Source organism: Aestuariibaculum sediminum (assembly GCF_014596945.1).
Classification (GTDB): Bacteria; Bacteroidota; Bacteroidia; order Flavobacteriales; family Flavobacteriaceae; genus Aestuariibaculum; species Aestuariibaculum sediminum.
The window spans coordinates 346,335-362,413 of the sequence record NZ_JACVXB010000002.1; the positions used below are offsets into that span (position 1 = coordinate 346,335).

The following is a 16,079-nucleotide window of genomic DNA, read 5'->3' on the forward strand; positions in this document are numbered from 1 at the left end:
AATATTAAACTTAGGACAATGCAAAAACTTTTCATATACATAGTATTCTTAACGGTAACCACTGCCTATAGTCAAGAATTAAATTTGCCTGTATTTACGCAGTATTTAGCCGATAATAATTTTGTGGTTTCGCCAACCTATGCCGGTATTGGTGATAATTTAAAAATTCGCGCTAATGGTTTAACCCAATGGGTTGGAATAAAAGGTGCTCCAGATAATCAATCGGTTTACGCCGATTTTAGAATCGCCGACCGTTCAGGTGTTGGGTTGTCGTTTTATAATGATAAAAACGGTAATACCATACAAACGGGAGCTAAATTTTCGTTTGCTCATCACCTTATTTTAGATTATTATTCAAAACAATATTTATCTTTTGGTATTTCGTATAACATTAATAATTTCAGAATTGATATTGCAAATTTTAATACCACATACGAAAATCCCGTTTTAGACCCTTTTGTTACCGATGACAGAAGAACCTCAAATAATAACTTCGATATTGGTGCTTTATATAGAAATCATGGTTTCTTTTTGAGTTTTAATGCTAATAATATTTTGAATAAAAGTATTAATGAAGATATTAGAAAATTAGAACCACGATTACTTTTAAACTATCAAATATACTCAGGTTATACCTTTCGAGGACCCAAAAAGAGTGGTTTGGAGTTTGAACCTTCTATATTTTACCAGATGTTTAGCAGTGATAATCGATCTAGTACCGACTTAAATTTTAAATTTAGAAAGTATAACAGGTATGAAGATTATTTTTGGGGAGGTATTTCGTATCGTTTTCTTAACGATCAATTCTTAAAACCATTAAACATAGGACCTATGGTCGGATTTAAGAAGTCAATTTTCTATTTTGGTTATGCGTATCAGGTAACTACAAACGGGCTTTCTAGTTATAACTCAGGAACACACGTCGTAACTATTGGCTTAGAGTTTTTACAAGGTATTAGTAATTGTCCTTGTACGCAGAGTCCTGTTCATAATTAAATAACAATAATTATTCTCTTAAAATAATTCGATGTAGTACTTTTGTACTTTAAAATATTGATAATTAAAAACTTCAGATGCACGTCTGAAGTTTTTTGTTATTTAAGTAATAAGACAACATTAGCGGTTGTTTAATTAAGTAGTGTACCATATGGAATTAAGAGCTAAACAACGTATTGCTTTAAGCATCTATTTCTTTTTATCAGGTATTTGCTTTGCCTCGTGGGCATCTAGAATACCAACGATTAAGACCTTTTTCGATTTAAACGAAGCACAATTGGGTACCATTTTAATGGCCATGCCAGTAAGCTCGTTAATTGGACTTCCTATTTCGGGGTGGCTGGTATCTCGATTTGATAGTCGAATTCCTTTAATCTTTTCTTTTGTATGTTTTTCCATAAGTTTAGCATTTATTGGTTTTGCTTCTTCCACATGGATTCTGGTTTTAGGAATTTCATGTTTCGCTTTTTGTATGAGAATACTAAATATTTCAATTAATACACAATCTATTACTTTACAGAAAAAATATGAAAAGCGTGTTGTAGGGGCCTTTCATGGTTTATGGAGTCTTGGGGGTTTAATAGGAGTAGGGGTCTCCACACTTATGGTAAAACTAAATATATCTATAGAAATACACTTACTAAGTATTGCTGTGTTTACAATTATAGCCGCTTTATTTACCTTTAAATTTACCGTAAAAAACGACAAATCACCATCAGGAAATAAATTAATTATAAGTAAGCCAGACCCTTATATTATGAGTCTTGGTATTTTAATATTTTTTGGTGCTATTTGCGAAGGCGGGATGTTCGATTGGAGTGGTGTGTTTTTTAAAGAAGTTCTTCACGAAGATGTTTTTACATATGGTTATTTAATGTTTATGACAACCATGGCACTGTCTCGTTTTTTTTCAGATAAATTGGTGAATGTAATCGGAATTTTAAAAACCTATATTTTAAGCGGATTATTTATTGCCATAGGAATTCTTATGGCTGTAGTGTTTAAAACCTTTTGGATGGCTTTGGCTGGCTTTTTTCTGGTTGGTTTTGGTACCGCTGCTATTTTCCCATTAACCATGTCCTTGGCCGGAATTTCAAAGAAATATTCTCCAGGCATGGCCATTTCAATAATTACAACCTATGCCATTTTAGGTATGTTAATTGGTCCGCCGTTGATAGGGTATTTAGCACACGCGTTTAATTTAGAAAATGCCTTTTATTTGTTCGTAATTATAGGGATGCTTTTTATTCCAGTAGCGATAAGGATGATGTATTACCGAATGAAGCAGGAATAATTATTTTTCAACTATATCTACCTCGAATAATTTATCCCAGCGTTTTCCTGTAATGAATAACGTTTTTGTTTCAGGATTGTAAGCAATCCCATTTAAAACATCTAAGCCTTGGTGTTGCGTGACTTTCTTTTTAAGTGGAGAAAAGTCTATAACACCAATTACAGCACCGTTTTTTGGGTTAATTATAGCCACACCATCTTTTTGATAACGATTAGCGTAAATATCACCATTAATCCACTCCATTTCATTAATCCCTACTATCTTACCTTTATTGGTATATACTTCAATGTGGCCGCTTTCGGTTAAGTTTTCAGGGTTTAACAGCCAAATTTTTTCAGAGCCATCACTTTTATATATGGTTTTACCATCGTGGCAAAGACCCCAACCTTCTTTACTTTTTCCGTATTTAAAACTGCTTACCTTTTTAAAGGTATCTACATCGTAAACAAATCCGATATTTTCCTTCCAGGTTAACTGGTAAATCTTGTTATTAAATATGGTTATCCCTTCAGCGAAGTATTGATCTTCTAAATTTATATTTTTTAAAACGGATCCTGTTTTATAATCTACTAATCTTAGTTTAGATTCTTTGTATTGACCAACGCTTTCATACAGTTTTCCATTATGAAATTCTAACCCTTGGGTATAGGAGGTAATATCATGAGGATACTCATTAATTATATTATAACCGAAAACTTTTGGTAATTCATGATTTAAAATGGTTATAGCCGTATTTACGCTTTCATTTTCCCCACTAAAGTATACTTTAGCCTCAATAATGTGTTTTCCTAATTTATAATTAGAAAGGTCGATTGTTGTTTCAATTTGTTTTCCATCCAGAGTATAAGAAATAGAATCTATTGGGTGCGATTTGGTGTTTTCTAATGCTAATTTTAGTGTTTCATTATTAGAAATATTACCTTTTTCAGCATTGGTTTTAATTGAAAACCCATGTTTTTTTGCTCCGGCATTCGAACCACAGTTGACTAATGTTGCGCTTAAAAATATGATTATTAAGTACTTGAATATTTTCATGAGAAATTTAAAATTTAAAGCAAGATAAATGATTAAAATCAGAGTAAAAAATCATTGTGAAACTATTAAAAGGTTGTATATTTGCACCGGCAAGTCCTACACAACCAGCTCCTGTTGAATCCTCCAGGGCGGGAACGCAGCAAAGGTAAACGGTCGTAGCGGTGTGATGTAGGTAGCTTGCCTTTTTTTATGCCTTTTTCTTTCCTGAAAAGCCAATCAAAATATTACCTTTACGCTTCAAAAAAAAGTTACACATGTCTAAAGTTGTTTTAATAACAGGAGGATCTTCTGGTATAGGAAAATCTATTGGAGAATATCTTACCGATAAAGGATTTATTGTTTATGGAACCAGTAGAACGCCAGAAAAATATCCTGAAAGTAAATTTCCAATTCTTGCTTTAGATGTAAAAGACAGTAAAACGATTTCGGAAGCAGTTTCTACCATTATAAAAAACGAAGGACGAATAGACGTAGCTATAAATAATGCAGGTGCTGGAATTACAGGAGCTATTGAAGAAATTCCAGAAGAAGAAATTAAAGCCAATTTTGATACCAATTTTTTTGGGCCAATAAATGTTATTAAAGCTGTGTTACCACAAATGCGTAAACAGCAATCTGGACTTATTATCAATATTACTTCCATTGCAGGTTATATGGGCTTACCTTATCGTGGTGTGTACAGCGCTAGTAAAGGGGCGTTGGAATTATTAACCGAAGCCTTTAGAATGGAATTAAAAGGTTTCAATATTAATATGACAAATATTGCGCCTGGTGATTTTGCCACCAATATTGCAGCGGGCCGTTACCATGCACCACTGTTGGACGATTCACCTTACAAAGTGCCTTATGGAAATACACTAGAGTTAATGAACACGCATGTAGCCAGTGGAAGTGATCCTTTAATGATGGCTAAGGCTGTACATAAGGTTATAAATACAAAAAATCCTAAAGTACATTATAAAGTAGGGGAGTTTATGCAGAAATTTTCGGTGGTTTTAAAACGTATATTACCTGATAAATTATACGAAAAATTGCTAATGAACCATTATAAACTTTAATGGTTTAATAATAATAGATGCTAACGATTAATTAACCCTAATATATCTTGTTCAAAACGTGAAGAGAATATATTGGCATTACTGTTAACTATTGTTTGATGCTTATCTACCAAAATAGTTTTAGTCATGGCTTGTACAGCTAAAAATTCTTTTGAGGCATTGGGTGTTTTAAAAACATATTCATTTTTTACAGGAAAATGTTTTTCTGTTAACGATTTTCGAACCTTACTTACATCGTAGTTATCAATATTAATAGATATAAAATTAACTTCAGGATACTTTAATCGTAATTCTTTTAACTTGTAATGGCTCTCTTTAAAGTGGTCGTAATATAAATGTGACCAAAACGTAATAACGGTAGGTCTGTTAATGACCGTTTTTAAATTTAGTTCAACATTGTTATAATTAACTACTGTTACATCAGGGAATGTCGATCCGTTTTTTGTAACATTAAGCATCGATACAAAGCGTTCTAAACTTTCTTTACTTTTCTCATCAGAACTTTTATTTAAAAATGAAGCTAACAACTTATCATTACCATCAGTATCTGCACTTTTTGCTAAATAGTTTACGGTATAAGAATGTAGTAATTCATTTTTAATTTCTGGATTTACTATTAAACTATCAATGAGATCAAGTTTGTCTAAGGTATAACACAGCGATTTTCTATTAAAAAATCGTTTGTCATTATGTTTGTAATGTTCAGAAAGCGCCAGATTATTAAAACTGTGTTTTATAAATTTGCTGTAGTAATGATTGTCCTTATAGAATGAATTGTTATAATCAATGTCTTTTCTATATGCATAAAAATCGTCGGGTAACGACTTTAAAATAGAGTTTTTTTCTCTACCGTAGTGAATAAATGGATATACCTCTTTACTAATGTAATAGTTAAAATTAATATTCGCTTTGGCTATTTTTTGGAATAACTCCGAAGTTTCGTAGCGGTCTTCGAATAATTTAAGGTTCTTTTCTTTAACAAACTTTAAAGAGTCGATACGCTTTAAATACATTTCAGGATTTAATTGACAAAATTTATAAATACTTTTTTCCTGAAGTTCATTTGTTAAAAATTCATTGATTAAGTAATTATTTTTTTTGTCACCTCGACCAGTGTAAACTAAAGACTCATCGAATTCAATAGTGTTAAGTCTAAAAAACAAACTGTCTTGAGGTTCCAATAAAACTAATTGTATTTCTCCACCATGATGAAACGTATACAAACCACCTTCTAGGTTTTCAAATTTATATAAAAAGCGGTTTCGGTAATCTAATTTTACCGTATCTATAGTTTTACCCGATTTAGAAAGAACCACATAATTGTTCCCGGGATTGATTATTTCACCTCCAAAATATGCATAATTAGTATCTGCTTTGTTGTCTTTTACACAACTAAACAGTGTTAGTATTGCGAATATGCATATATAATATAATTTCATAGGAACTTTGGTAGACTTTTATTACAGTACAAAAATATGCGATGTATTTGTTAACTCTTGTTAATGCGTTGTTAAAGTTGAATTATCCAAAAAACGACGAAGATAATAAAAACATCATTTAGTGAATTTAAAATATAGTAGCTAAGTTTCGTCTTACCGTTTGATTTTTCTACTTTTGCACAAATTTATAATACCACTAATATTATATATGTATTAAAAACAGTATTATAAAATATTCAAAGAAAAAGAAATCAAGATTAAATATTTGATCTAAAAGACAATAAATCTTATGCTATCAGTATCAAATTTATCAGTGCAGTTTGGAAAACGCGTGTTGTTTGACGAGGTGAATACCACTTTCACTACGGGAAATTGCTACGGAATTATCGGAGCTAACGGAGCCGGTAAATCAACCTTTTTAAAAATTATCTCAGGTAAGCAGGATGCTACCTCAGGTCATGTGCACTTAGAGCCAGGAAAACGTATGTCGGTTTTAGAACAAAACCATAATTTATACGACGAGCATACTGTGTTAGAAACAGTTTTAATGGGTAACAAACCATTATATAAAATTAAAACTGAAATCGATGCTTTATATGCCGATTATACAGATGAAAATGCTGAAAAAATTGGAGAGCTTCAAGTGCAGTTTGAGGAAATGAATGGATGGAATGCCGATAGCGATGCTGCAGCAATGCTTTCAAATCTAGATATTAAGGAAGAGTTTCATTATACCTTAATGAAGGATTTAGACGGTAAACAAAAGGTTCGTGTACTTTTAGCACAGGCGTTATTTGGAAATCCTGATGTGTTAATCATGGATGAGCCCACAAACGACCTGGATTACGAAACCATTTCCTGGTTAGAAAATTTTTTAGCGAATTACGAGAATTGTGTCATTGTGGTTTCTCATGACCGTCACTTTTTAGATGCCGTTTGTACACATATTTCGGATATAGACTTCGGAAAAATAAATCATTTCTCAGGTAATTATACATTCTGGTACGAATCTTCACAATTGGCTGCACGTCAACGAGCTCAACAAAACAAGAAAGCGGAAGAAAAGAAAAAGGAATTAGAAGAATTTATTCGTCGTTTCTCTGCCAATGTTGCAAAAAGTAAACAAGCAACAAGTAGAAAGAAAATGATTGATAAATTAAATATAGACGATATAAAACCAACAAGTCGTCGTTATCCTGCTATTATTTTTGAGCGCGAGCGAGAAGCTGGAGATCAAATTTTAAATGTACAAGGATTAGCGGCCTCGATAGATGGTGAAGTTTTGTTTAAAGATATTGATATCAATTTAGCAAAAGGCGATAAGGTTGTCGTATTTTCAAGAGATTCTCGTGCAACAACTGCGTTTTATCAAATAATTAATAATAAACAGAAAGCCGATGCTGGTAAATTTGACTGGGGTGTAACTACAACGCAATCTTATTTACCCTTAGATAATAGTGAATATTTTGAAAATGATTTAACTTTAGTTGAATGGTTGCGCCAGTGGGCTAAAACTGAAGAAGAACGCGAAGAAGTCCATATTCGTGGGTTTTTAGGTAAAATGATTTTTAGTGGAGAAGAAGCTTTAAAAAAATCAAATGTCTTGTCTGGAGGGGAAAAAGTGCGTTGTATGTTAAGTAGAATGATGATGATTAGGGCTAACGTTTTAATGTTAGATGAGCCAACCAACCATTTAGACCTAGAAAGTATTACAGCCTTTAATAACTCATTAACCAATTTTAAAGGAACGGTTTTATTTACTACCCACGATCATGAGTTTGCTCAAACAGTTGCCAATCGTGTTATTGAATTAACGCCAAACGGTGTTATAGATCGCTATACGACTTTCGACGAATATATGCAGGATCCTAAAATAAAGGAGTTACGTAATAAAATGTATTCGGTATCTGTGTAAATCGAATTTGAACAAAGAAAATAAAAAGGCTGTCTTAATTAAGACAGCCTTTTTTATTTAATCGTAAGTTTCTTGCAAAACTCTAGGGTTACTAATTTAATTTTTAGTTGATTTTTGGTATTTAATTATGAAACTAAATTTAGAATCGACCAGTAATCATATTAATTAAATCGATAATCCACCAAACACCTAATCCTCCAGCAGTTAAAATAAATACAATGTTCCAAAGAATTGGTTTACCATAGTACCATCTATGTCCTGCCAGCATACCCAAGAAGAACCATAATAAGATACCAATCACTAAATTATCGCCAACTGCAGAGGCTATTGGCGTTAAAATTTCAGTGGTTGAGGTGTCTCCAGTAGTAATCTCTGTAGCTGTAGTCACAGTTCTTTTAACAGGGAAAGATGCGTAGCTTGCAGTGTACGAAACTAAAACTACTAATAATGTAAGTAAAAATTTAATTTTCATAATTAATTATTTTATGTTTGTTCATACAATTTAGTAAAAAATCCTGTATATGTCTAAAAAACATCTAGTTATTTTTCTTGCAGTTCTTTTTCCCATTTTCTTACTAGCTCAGGAAAAGTACGAGTACGTTGGACTGATTTTAATAAATGACACCATTAATATTTCTTATAAAGTATCATTAATGGAAAATAATGGTCAGGTAAACGGGTATTCATTAACTGATCTAGGCGGAGAGCATGAAACCCGTTCCACAATTAAAGGAGAATACAATGCCTCAAATAAGGAATTAAATTTTAGAGAAACAGGAATTGTTTATACCAAATCACCCATTACCCAAAACGATTTTTGCTTTATTAATACAACCATCGAGGATTTTACATTTAAAAAGAGTAATAAGATTAAAGCAAATTTTGTTGGTTTGTTTTCCGACCATTCAAAATGCGTGGACGGAGAACTGTTTTTAAGTCCATTAGAAAAGATAGAAGCTAAGTTTAGCAAAGTAATAAAGAAAGTTAATAATTCTAAAAAGGTTCCAGATAGTATAAAAACCAAGCTAAGTTCCATGAAAATGATGGACTCGATAAACATGAATGTATTAAGAAAAAATCAGACGTTAAGTGTTTTTTCCAAATCAAAAAAAGTGAACTTAGTAATTTATGATGGAGGTAAAGAGGATGGTGATAAAGTTACTATTTCAATAAATAATAAACCTGTGCTGACTAACTTTGAGGCTAAAAATAATAAAAAGGTTATCACGGTTGATTTAAGCGCAGTAAAAACCTCTGTTGTTATAAAAGCTGTAAACGAAGGAAGTATTGCGCCTAATACGGTTATTGTAGAATTGCAGGATGGTGAAAATACCATAAAAGCCATGTCTAACTTAAATAAAGGTGAAACAACACAAATCGATTTTTTAAAAGCTAAATAAGTTCATGATATTAAAATGAAAAAAATTATAATTATTAATGGTCCTAATTTAAATTTATTAGGAAAGCGAGAACCTGCGATTTATGGCAGTTTAACCTTTACAGAATTTTTTGAAACCATTAAAGAGAAGTACGAAGGCTTAACATTGGAATATTACCAGTCGAACGTTGAGGGGGAGATTATAAATAAATTACACGAAGTAGGTTTTAGTTACGACGGGGTAATTTTAAATGCAGGCGCTTACACGCATACTTCTATTGGAATAGGAGATGCTATAAAGGGTATTGAAACACCAGTTGTGGAAGTACACATTTCGAATACGTTTGGCCGTGAAGAATTCAGACATCAATCGTATATTTCTCCTAATGCCAAAGGGGTTATTTTAGGCTTTGGTTTGCAGAGTTATGAGTTAGCTATTCAAAGTTTTATTTAGATATTTAGAAAAATGAAGATTTAATCAAATAAAAAAGGTTTCAGTATTTCTGAAACCTTTTTTATATCTAAGAAGTCTAATAATATTCCGACTTATCAAAAAAGCCCGTATTAGATGTGAATGACTTCGTCGTAAGCAGCAGCGACAGCTTCCATAACCGCTTCACTCATGGTTGGGTGAGGGTGAACTGCTTTTAATACTTCATGACCTGTAGTTTCTAATTTTCTCGCTACAACAGCTTCTGCAATCATATCGGTAACACCAGCACCAATCATATGGCAGCCTAACCACTCACCGTATTTTGCATCGAAAATTACTTTTACAAATCCGTCTTTATTTCCACCAGCACTTGCTTTACCTGAAGCAGAGAATGGGAACTTACCAATTTTAACATCGTATCCTTTTTCTTTTGCTTGTTTTTCGGTTAAACCAACACTAGCAATTTCTGGTGTACAATAAGTACATCCAGGAACATTACCGTAGTCTAAAGCCTCTACATGTTGTCCAGCGATTTTCTCAACACATAAAATACCTTCAGCAGAAGCTACGTGCGCTAATGCCTGACCAGGAGTGACATCACCAATTGCATAATATCCAGGAATATTGGTTTGGTAAAAGTTGTTTACTAATATTTTATCACGGTCAACCACGATACCTACATCTTCTAAGCCAATATTTTCAATGTTTGATTTAATACCAACTGCACTTAAAATGATGTCAGCCTCTAACACTTCTTCTCCTTTACTTGTTTTAACCGTAGCTTTAACACCATCTCCAGAAGTATCAACCTTAGTTACTTCGGCCGATGTCATAACTTTAATACCACTTTTCTTAAATGAACGTTCTAATTGCTTAGAAACATCTTCATCTTCAACAGGGACGATATTTGGTAAGTATTCGACAACAGTTACTTCGGTTCCCATAGAGTTGTAAAAATAGGCAAATTCAACGCCAATCGCTCCAGAGCCTACAACAATCATTTTTTTAGGTTGCTCTGGTAAAGTCATCGCTTCTCTATACCCTATAACCTTTTTACCATCTTGAGGTAAACTAGGTAAAACACGTGAACGTGCACCTGTTGCAATGATAATATGGTCTGCGCTATATTCTGTACCGTCTACATCAACCTTTTTACCAGGTTTTAATGTGCCGTATCCGTTAATAACGTCTATTTTATTTTTTTTCATTAAGAACTGAACACCTTTACTCATGCCTTCCGCAACGCCACGGCTACGTTTTACAACAGCATCAAAATCGTGTTCTGCATCTTTAACTTTAAGCCCGTAATCTTCAGCATGTTTAAGATATTCAAATACTTGGGCAGATTTTAAAAGGGCTTTAGTTGGAATACATCCCCAATTTAAACATATACCACCAAGACTTTCTTTTTCAACAATGGCAGTTTTAAAACCTAATTGCGATGCTCTAATGGCTGTTACATAACCACCGGGACCGCTTCCAAGAACAATGATATCGTATTTACTCATGATTTTTTTTAATCGTTATTTTTCCGGCTACGAATTTACAAAACCTTATTCGAATAAAGAATTTACAAGGCTTTAAATTTATATCTTTTCTTACCTTTGTTAGGAAGATTGACCATATGAACATACCAAGAACAAGTTTTCCTCGAGTTGTAATTGTTGGGGGAGGTTTTGCAGGGGTAGCCTTAGCAAAAAAATTATCGAAACAAGAATTACAAGTAGTCTTGCTAGATAAAAATAACTATCATACATTTCAACCATTGCTGTATCAGGTGTCTACAGGAGGGTTAGAGCCCGATTCTATTGCATACCCTATTCGTAAAATATTAAAGGATTTTCCAAACTTTCATTTTAGGTTGGCTCATGTACAGGAGATTGATGCCAATCATGGAAAAGTAATTACAGATATAGGTGTTTTGAAATTTGATTATTTGGTAGTGGCTTCAGGTTCCAAAACCAACTACTTTGGTAATACTGAAATTGAAAAGTACAGTATGGCCATGAAAACTATACCACAATCATTAAATTTAAGAAGTTTAATACTCGAAAATTTTGAAGATGCCTTACTTACCTCCGATTTAAATGAGCGCAACGCTTTAATGAATTTTGTGATTGTTGGCGGTGGACCAACAGGCGTAGAATTAGCAGGGGCTCTGGCCGAAATTAAAAAAGTTATTTTACCTAAGGATTATCCCGATTTAGATACTCGAATGGCTCAAATTCATATTATTCAATCTGGCGATTGTCTTTTAAAAGGGATGAGTGAAAAGGCTTCTCAGAAAGCTGAAGATTTTCTAGAAAAACTCGGCGTGAACGTTTGGAAAAATGTTCGTGTAACAAATTATAACGGAAAAACAGTAACGACCAATACTGATTTAACCTTCGAAACAGCGACGCTTATTTGGGCTGCTGGCGTTAAGGGAGCAACCATTAAAGGATTAGATGCTCAGGAATTTCTTGTACGGGGAAATAGACTTCTCGTAAATGAGTTTAATCAGGTTAAAGGTTTTGAAAATATATTTGCGGTAGGTGATGTGGCTTGTATGCAAACAGAGACTTACCCGAATGGATTACCCATGATGGCGCAACCTGCAATTCAGCAAGGTCATCAACTGGGAGATAATATGATACGCCTGATTGAAAAGGAGCCTATGAAGCCCTTTAAGTATAAAGATAAAGGAGCTATGGCTACCATCGGAAGAAATAAAGCGGTGGTGGATTTACGCAAATTCAAGTTTCAAGGTGTGTTTGCTTGGTACGTTTGGATGTTTGTGCATTTGTTTTTTTTAATAGGATTCAGAAACCGAATGGTTGTTTTTGTAAACTGGGTATATAATTATGTACGTTTTGATCGGGAAGCACGATTAATTATTAGGCCGTTTAAAAAAAGACTGAAACCTTAAAAAGGACGCTAATTTATATTTAAAAGGTTTCCAAAAGTCGTAAAACGTCTTTTTTGTAGCTTCTGCTAATCGAAAGCGATTTATTTTTTATAATAATCTCTTCGTTGGTGAAGGAAGTAATATGTTTTAGTGAGATAATATACGAACGGTGAATTCTTAAAAATCTATCAGTTGGTAACTTGGCTTCTATAGCACTTATGGTTTCTCTGGTAATATAAGTATTGTTAGTTAGATGAATTTTTAAATAATCGCTATAGCTTTCAATATATGTAATGTCCTCAAAATCTATTTTAATCATGCGCCGTTCCGAACGAATAAACATGAAGGTATTTGGTTCTAGATTAGCAGGAGTTGTCTCTATGGCTTTCGTATAAATTTCAAAGTAATTGTTTACTGCTTTCAAAAGGCGATCAAATGAAATGGGCTTAAGCAAATAATCTACTGCCTGTAACTCGAAGCCTTCAACAGCATAATCTCTATATGCCGTTGTAAAAATTATTTTAATGGCTTTATTAATCGATTTAGCAAAGGAAATACCTGATATTTCAGGCATGTTTATATCTAGAAATACTAAGTCTATGTCGTGTTCACGAATGCAATTAAAAGCCTGTATGGCGCTGTTACAGCTTGCCTCAATTTTTATGCTGGGTATTTTACTTAAATGATCGGCAATTATTTCGCGAGCCACAGGCTCATCATCTACAATAATACACGATATCAATTTTTTACGTTCCAAAACTTAGTTTAAATTTATTATTAAATCCACTTTAAAAACTGATGCCTCATTTTTAATGTTAAATGTATAGTTATCTTTATAGGTTAAATCTAGTCGTTTTTTTATGTTTTTCAACCCAATGCCTTCCTCTTTATTAAATTCTGTTTTGTTTTGTGAGTTTTCAATATAAAAATAAAGTGTGTTTGCTTTGCAGCTTAAACGCATTTTAATGTTAAGTTTTCCTGATTTTATAGCGCCATGTTTAAAGCTGTTTTCAACAAAGGGCAATAAAAGCATAGGAGCTATTTTAAGTTCATTCGAAACATTGTCCACTTTAAAATCGATATTTAAGGTTTTATTGAAACGCATATTTTCAAGTTCTAGATAATCTTGAATATGGTTTACTTCATCGCTTAAAAGCACAAATGGTTTATCAACTTTATAAAGTAAATAGTCTAATAAATTAGATAGCTTAAGAATCATTTCAGGGGCTTCGTCGGCTTTTTTTAAAGCAAAACCATATAAGGTGTTAAGGGTGTTAAATAAGAAATGCGGATGAATTTGCATCTTTAAATAATGAAGTTCCTGTTCCTTCATTTTTAACTGAGATTCTAAAAATTTGGTTTCTAGTTTTTTCGTTTTTTTTGCCTGACTTAAATTTAATTTTAGAAGTTTAAAAGCACTTACGATAATAACGACCATATATACGGCAGTAGCTACGAATATTAAGCTGCGGCTGATAGGCGCCATGTTGCTATACTGAAAATTAGATAAATAAACCAGTCCGTAAAAAACAGATATAACTATCAAATAATTTGAAATAATAATTGTGTAAAAACTGTATAATGTAAATCGTTTGTAATGTTTGGTAACTAGGTAATCAGGTATGAGTTTATAAATAAAAACATAAGTTGTCGCAATGGTAATTGGCATTAAAAACGATGAAAAAGAAAAAACATATCCAAAATCATTGCTATTAAAACCAAAGAAATAGGTATAAAAAAGTAGTACAGCACACCAGAATATGATATGAAGCCCAAAATGTGCTAGCTTTTGTAAAACTATTTTTTTCAACATGATAAATACATACTACTACAATATTACTATATTTTTAAAAACAGTTATTGTTTTGTAGACGAATAACTGATTTAGCAAGGGTTTTAACAAATGGTTATAAACCACCTTAAATAGGTTAACTGTCGCATTTTAATTTTTTGAAGTACCAAGAAAAGTAAGTTTGTATATCAATAAAAATAAAACATCTCTCGAAGCGAAGTTTAACCAAAACGAAAGGTGTTTTATTTAGAAAAATAATAATAAATTTAAATCTTATGAACTATTTATTTTTACAACAACATGGATTTTTTTCAGAATTGGCAAAACGGTTTTACGAAGGAGGGCCATTATTTATGTCACTAATTCTTATCTGTTTCATTTTGGCATTTGTTTTTCTGGCCTTGGGCTTTTATAATGCAAAACGAAATGTGAACTTATCTATAAAGATGGCCAAATTAACATCCGATGTGAGTATCTTAGGATTGGTATTAGGTTTACTAGGCTCTACTATAGGGATGATAATGGCTTTTGATGCGATTGATGCTTTGGGAAATGCGAGTCAAAGTATGATTGCGGGTGGCTTAAAAGTCTCTTTTTTAACAACGGTTTTTGGTAGCATTACTTTTATACTGCCTAGAATAGGTATTGTTATTTTGAGAATATTACAAAAATCGTAAGGGAAGAGGAATGAATTTAAACATTATCAGTAAAGTGCTTTCTTGATTTTTCCTGATTGAATTTTTTTGATTATAAATTGAAGATTGCCCTTTCGTAAAAGAAACGGACTGCCATTGGTCGCCTTTTGGAAGTTTTCCAAGAAAATCAATTTGACCAACATGGTAAGCATAATATGAAAGTTGCCGGCTGATGGCCTCGAAAACTGTATGACCTTCATTTCTAATGAAAATTATACTTTCTAAATCGGTTGATTCTATTGGTTTTATGGCTTTAAATAAACAATGACAGCGGTTTTTCCAAGAAGGAATGATATATTCTTTCGAAGAATAGGTATTGGCAAATTCATGATCTCGGTTACGTCAGGGTTTTTCAACATCTTCAGTTAAAAAGTTGGTTCATCGACTAAGCATATTACCCTGTAATATGTTTAACAATAATTGAAATACTAATGTCGCATTCATGACTTTGCCAATACATCTCATCAAACGTTATTTGTTTGAAGGTTTTATCTCCAAGACTTTTTTAATTTTCAAATAGGTTAATTATACTTGGTACACACTTTCAATAGATAACATACTTACTTTTCAGAAGGAATAAATTTTAAAGCAACACCATTTATGCAATGACGCATACCTGTGGTGTTTTTAGGGCCATCATTAAAAACATGACCTAAATGCCCGCCACAAGTCGCGCAATGCTCTTCTTGTCCATAATAAATATGATCTTCTTTAGAAAATGCTACATTACCTTTTATTTCTTGGTCAAAACTAGGCCATCCAGTTCCAGAATCGAATTTATGCTCGCTTTTAAAAAGTGGTGTCTCACAACCTTTACAAACATATATCCCTTTTTTATAGTTTTTATTTAAGGGACTTGAGAATTTAGGTTCGGTGCCAGATTCTCGTAAAACATAATACTCGGTATCGGTAAGTTGCTGTTTCCATTCAGTCTTGCTTTTAGTTACTTTATAGGTTGTAGTTTCCTCTTTTTGGGCGTTACCTTTGCAATTAAACACAGCTAATGTTACGATAAGAATTAATATTTTTTTCATTTTATTGATAGTTTTCTAAGAATGAGTCGTGTATGTGGACAAATAATAACACTTGGTTGGTATACATTTTATATTTTACATAAGTGACTTATAAAAAATAGAAGCGTCTAAAATAGTAAGGTA

General features: G+C 32.6%; 16 protein-coding genes, 1 other RNA gene and 1 pseudogene. 9 read left to right on the forward strand and 9 right to left on the reverse strand.

Going from position 1 to position 16,079, the window contains the following annotated elements:
• The first annotated feature begins 18 nt into the window (after positions 1–18).
• Positions 19–996 carry a PorP/SprF family type IX secretion system membrane protein gene (locus tag ICJ83_RS06285; protein WP_188229529.1) on the forward strand — a complete coding sequence of 326 codons (978 nt, stop codon included), beginning with the start codon at positions 19–21 and terminating at the stop codon, positions 994–996.
• 151 nt (positions 997–1,147) lie between these two features.
• Positions 1,148–2,290 carry an MFS transporter gene (locus ICJ83_RS06290; RefSeq protein WP_188229530.1) on the forward strand — a complete coding sequence of 381 codons (1,143 nt, stop codon included), beginning with the start codon at positions 1,148–1,150 and terminating at the stop codon, positions 2,288–2,290.
• Here the strand turns inward: ICJ83_RS06290 and ICJ83_RS06295 are convergent, their stop codons facing one another.
• Complete coding sequence (locus tag ICJ83_RS06295; RefSeq protein ID WP_188229531.1) at positions 2,291–3,325, reverse strand: glutaminyl-peptide cyclotransferase; 1,035 nt, start codon at positions 3,323–3,325, stop codon at positions 2,291–2,293.
• Between the two features lie 87 nt (positions 3,326–3,412).
• On the opposite strand from ICJ83_RS06295, the gene ffs reads away from it, so the two are divergent.
• Both ffs and ICJ83_RS06305 read left to right on the forward strand, forming a co-directional pair.
• Positions 3,413–3,511: signal recognition particle sRNA small type (gene ffs, locus ICJ83_RS06300), an RNA gene on the forward strand.
• A 68-nt stretch (positions 3,512–3,579) separates the two neighbouring features.
• Positions 3,580–4,383 carry an SDR family oxidoreductase gene (locus ICJ83_RS06305; RefSeq protein ID WP_188229532.1) on the forward strand — a complete coding sequence of 268 codons (804 nt, stop codon included), beginning with the start codon at positions 3,580–3,582 and terminating at the stop codon, positions 4,381–4,383.
• 20 nt (positions 4,384–4,403) lie between these two features.
• Here the strand turns inward: ICJ83_RS06305 and ICJ83_RS06310 are convergent, their stop codons facing one another.
• Positions 4,404–5,822 (reverse strand): TlpA family protein disulfide reductase, encoded by a 1,419-nt coding sequence (locus ICJ83_RS06310; RefSeq protein ID WP_188229533.1) that lies wholly within the window; start codon positions 5,820–5,822, stop codon positions 4,404–4,406.
• Positions 5,823–6,111: 289 nt separating this feature from the next.
• Between ICJ83_RS06310 and ICJ83_RS06315 the strand changes: the two genes are divergently transcribed.
• The gene (locus tag ICJ83_RS06315) at positions 6,112–7,737 is read left to right on the forward strand and encodes an ABC-F family ATP-binding cassette domain-containing protein (RefSeq protein WP_188229534.1); all 1,626 of its coding nucleotides are present in this window, start codon (positions 6,112–6,114) and stop codon (positions 7,735–7,737) included.
• A 139-nt stretch (positions 7,738–7,876) separates the two neighbouring features.
• Here ICJ83_RS06315 and ICJ83_RS06320 read toward each other — a convergent pair whose 3' ends face one another.
• A complete protein-coding gene (locus tag ICJ83_RS06320; protein ID WP_317173264.1) occupies positions 7,877–8,125 on the reverse strand; it encodes a TM2 domain-containing protein in 249 nt (82 codons plus the stop codon).
• A gap of 133 nt (positions 8,126–8,258) precedes the next feature.
• Between ICJ83_RS06320 and ICJ83_RS06325 the strand changes: the two genes are divergently transcribed.
• A complete protein-coding gene (locus ICJ83_RS06325; RefSeq protein ID WP_188229536.1) occupies positions 8,259–9,137 on the forward strand; it encodes a hypothetical protein in 879 nt (292 codons plus the stop codon).
• Positions 9,138–9,152: 15 nt separating this feature from the next.
• The gene (aroQ, locus tag ICJ83_RS06330; protein ID WP_188229537.1) at positions 9,153–9,569 is read left to right on the forward strand and encodes a type II 3-dehydroquinate dehydratase; all 417 of its coding nucleotides are present in this window, start codon (positions 9,153–9,155) and stop codon (positions 9,567–9,569) included.
• A 110-nt stretch (positions 9,570–9,679) separates the two neighbouring features.
• On the opposite strand, the gene lpdA is transcribed toward aroQ, so the two are convergent.
• Positions 9,680–11,056: a dihydrolipoyl dehydrogenase gene (gene lpdA, locus ICJ83_RS06335; protein WP_188229538.1), complete on the reverse strand. Its 1,377-nt coding sequence runs from the start codon at positions 11,054–11,056 to the stop codon at positions 9,680–9,682.
• Between the two features lie 116 nt (positions 11,057–11,172).
• On the opposite strand from lpdA, the gene ICJ83_RS06340 reads away from it, so the two are divergent.
• Positions 11,173–12,456 carry an NAD(P)/FAD-dependent oxidoreductase gene (locus tag ICJ83_RS06340; protein WP_188229539.1) on the forward strand — a complete coding sequence of 428 codons (1,284 nt, stop codon included), beginning with the start codon at positions 11,173–11,175 and terminating at the stop codon, positions 12,454–12,456.
• 19 nt (positions 12,457–12,475) lie between these two features.
• On the opposite strand, the gene ICJ83_RS06345 is transcribed toward ICJ83_RS06340, so the two are convergent.
• On the reverse strand, positions 12,476–13,192 hold the full coding sequence (locus ICJ83_RS06345; protein WP_188229540.1) for a LytR/AlgR family response regulator transcription factor: 717 nt from the start codon (positions 13,190–13,192) through the stop codon (positions 12,476–12,478).
• Positions 13,193–13,195: 3 nt separating this feature from the next.
• Positions 13,196–14,248 carry a sensor histidine kinase gene (locus tag ICJ83_RS06350; protein ID WP_188229541.1) on the reverse strand — a complete coding sequence of 351 codons (1,053 nt, stop codon included), beginning with the start codon at positions 14,246–14,248 and terminating at the stop codon, positions 13,196–13,198.
• Positions 14,249–14,502: 254 nt separating this feature from the next.
• Between ICJ83_RS06350 and ICJ83_RS06355 the strand changes: the two genes are divergently transcribed.
• Entirely contained in the window at positions 14,503–14,904 is a 402-nt protein-coding gene (locus ICJ83_RS06355; protein WP_188229542.1) for a MotA/TolQ/ExbB proton channel family protein, read from the forward strand.
• Here ICJ83_RS06355 and ICJ83_RS17045 read toward each other — a convergent pair.
• From ICJ83_RS17045 to msrB, 3 genes and pseudogenes are all read right to left on the reverse strand, one after another.
• Positions 14,890–15,216, reverse strand: coding sequence for a DUF1572 family protein (locus ICJ83_RS17045; RefSeq protein ID WP_317173272.1), 327 nt, complete (start codon positions 15,214–15,216; stop codon positions 14,890–14,892). The two genes, ICJ83_RS06355 and ICJ83_RS17045, sit on opposite strands and share 15 nt — an antisense overlap.
• A gap of 100 nt (positions 15,217–15,316) precedes the next feature.
• Positions 15,317–15,415 (reverse strand): annotated as a pseudogene (locus ICJ83_RS17050) (DUF1572 family protein); the annotation flags it as partial.
• 67 nt (positions 15,416–15,482) lie between these two features.
• Entirely contained in the window at positions 15,483–15,956 is a 474-nt protein-coding gene (gene msrB, locus ICJ83_RS06365; RefSeq protein ID WP_188229543.1) for a peptide-methionine (R)-S-oxide reductase MsrB, read from the reverse strand.
• Positions 15,957–16,079: the final 123 nt, after the last annotated feature.

What these genes read in the sequence shown, in the direction of transcription:
- ICJ83_RS06350 (WP_188229541.1), bottom strand. Translation starts at nt 14,248, where the DNA reads ATGTTGAAAAAAATAGTTTTACAAAAGCTAGCACATTTTGGGCTTCAT.
- ICJ83_RS06355 (WP_188229542.1), top strand. Translation starts at nt 14,503, where the DNA reads ATGAACTATTTATTTTTACAACAACATGGATTTTTTTCAGAATTGGCA.
- ICJ83_RS06325 (WP_188229536.1), top strand. Translation starts at nt 8,259, where the DNA reads ATGTCTAAAAAACATCTAGTTATTTTTCTTGCAGTTCTTTTTCCCATT.
- ICJ83_RS06290 (WP_188229530.1), top strand. Translation starts at nt 1,148, where the DNA reads ATGGAATTAAGAGCTAAACAACGTATTGCTTTAAGCATCTATTTCTTT.
- ICJ83_RS06315 (WP_188229534.1), top strand. Translation starts at nt 6,112, where the DNA reads ATGCTATCAGTATCAAATTTATCAGTGCAGTTTGGAAAACGCGTGTTG.
- ICJ83_RS06295 (WP_188229531.1), bottom strand. Translation starts at nt 3,325, where the DNA reads ATGAAAATATTCAAGTACTTAATAATCATATTTTTAAGCGCAACATTA.
- lpdA (WP_188229538.1), bottom strand. Translation starts at nt 11,056, where the DNA reads ATGAGTAAATACGATATCATTGTTCTTGGAAGCGGTCCCGGTGGTTAT.
- ICJ83_RS06340 (WP_188229539.1), top strand. Translation starts at nt 11,173, where the DNA reads ATGAACATACCAAGAACAAGTTTTCCTCGAGTTGTAATTGTTGGGGGA.
- ICJ83_RS06305 (WP_188229532.1), top strand. Translation starts at nt 3,580, where the DNA reads ATGTCTAAAGTTGTTTTAATAACAGGAGGATCTTCTGGTATAGGAAAA.
- ICJ83_RS06285 (WP_188229529.1), top strand. Translation starts at nt 19, where the DNA reads ATGCAAAAACTTTTCATATACATAGTATTCTTAACGGTAACCACTGCC.
- aroQ (WP_188229537.1), top strand. Translation starts at nt 9,153, where the DNA reads ATGAAAAAAATTATAATTATTAATGGTCCTAATTTAAATTTATTAGGA.
- ICJ83_RS06310 (WP_188229533.1), bottom strand. Translation starts at nt 5,822, where the DNA reads ATGAAATTATATTATATATGCATATTCGCAATACTAACACTGTTTAGT.
- msrB (WP_188229543.1), bottom strand. Translation starts at nt 15,956, where the DNA reads ATGAAAAAAATATTAATTCTTATCGTAACATTAGCTGTGTTTAATTGC.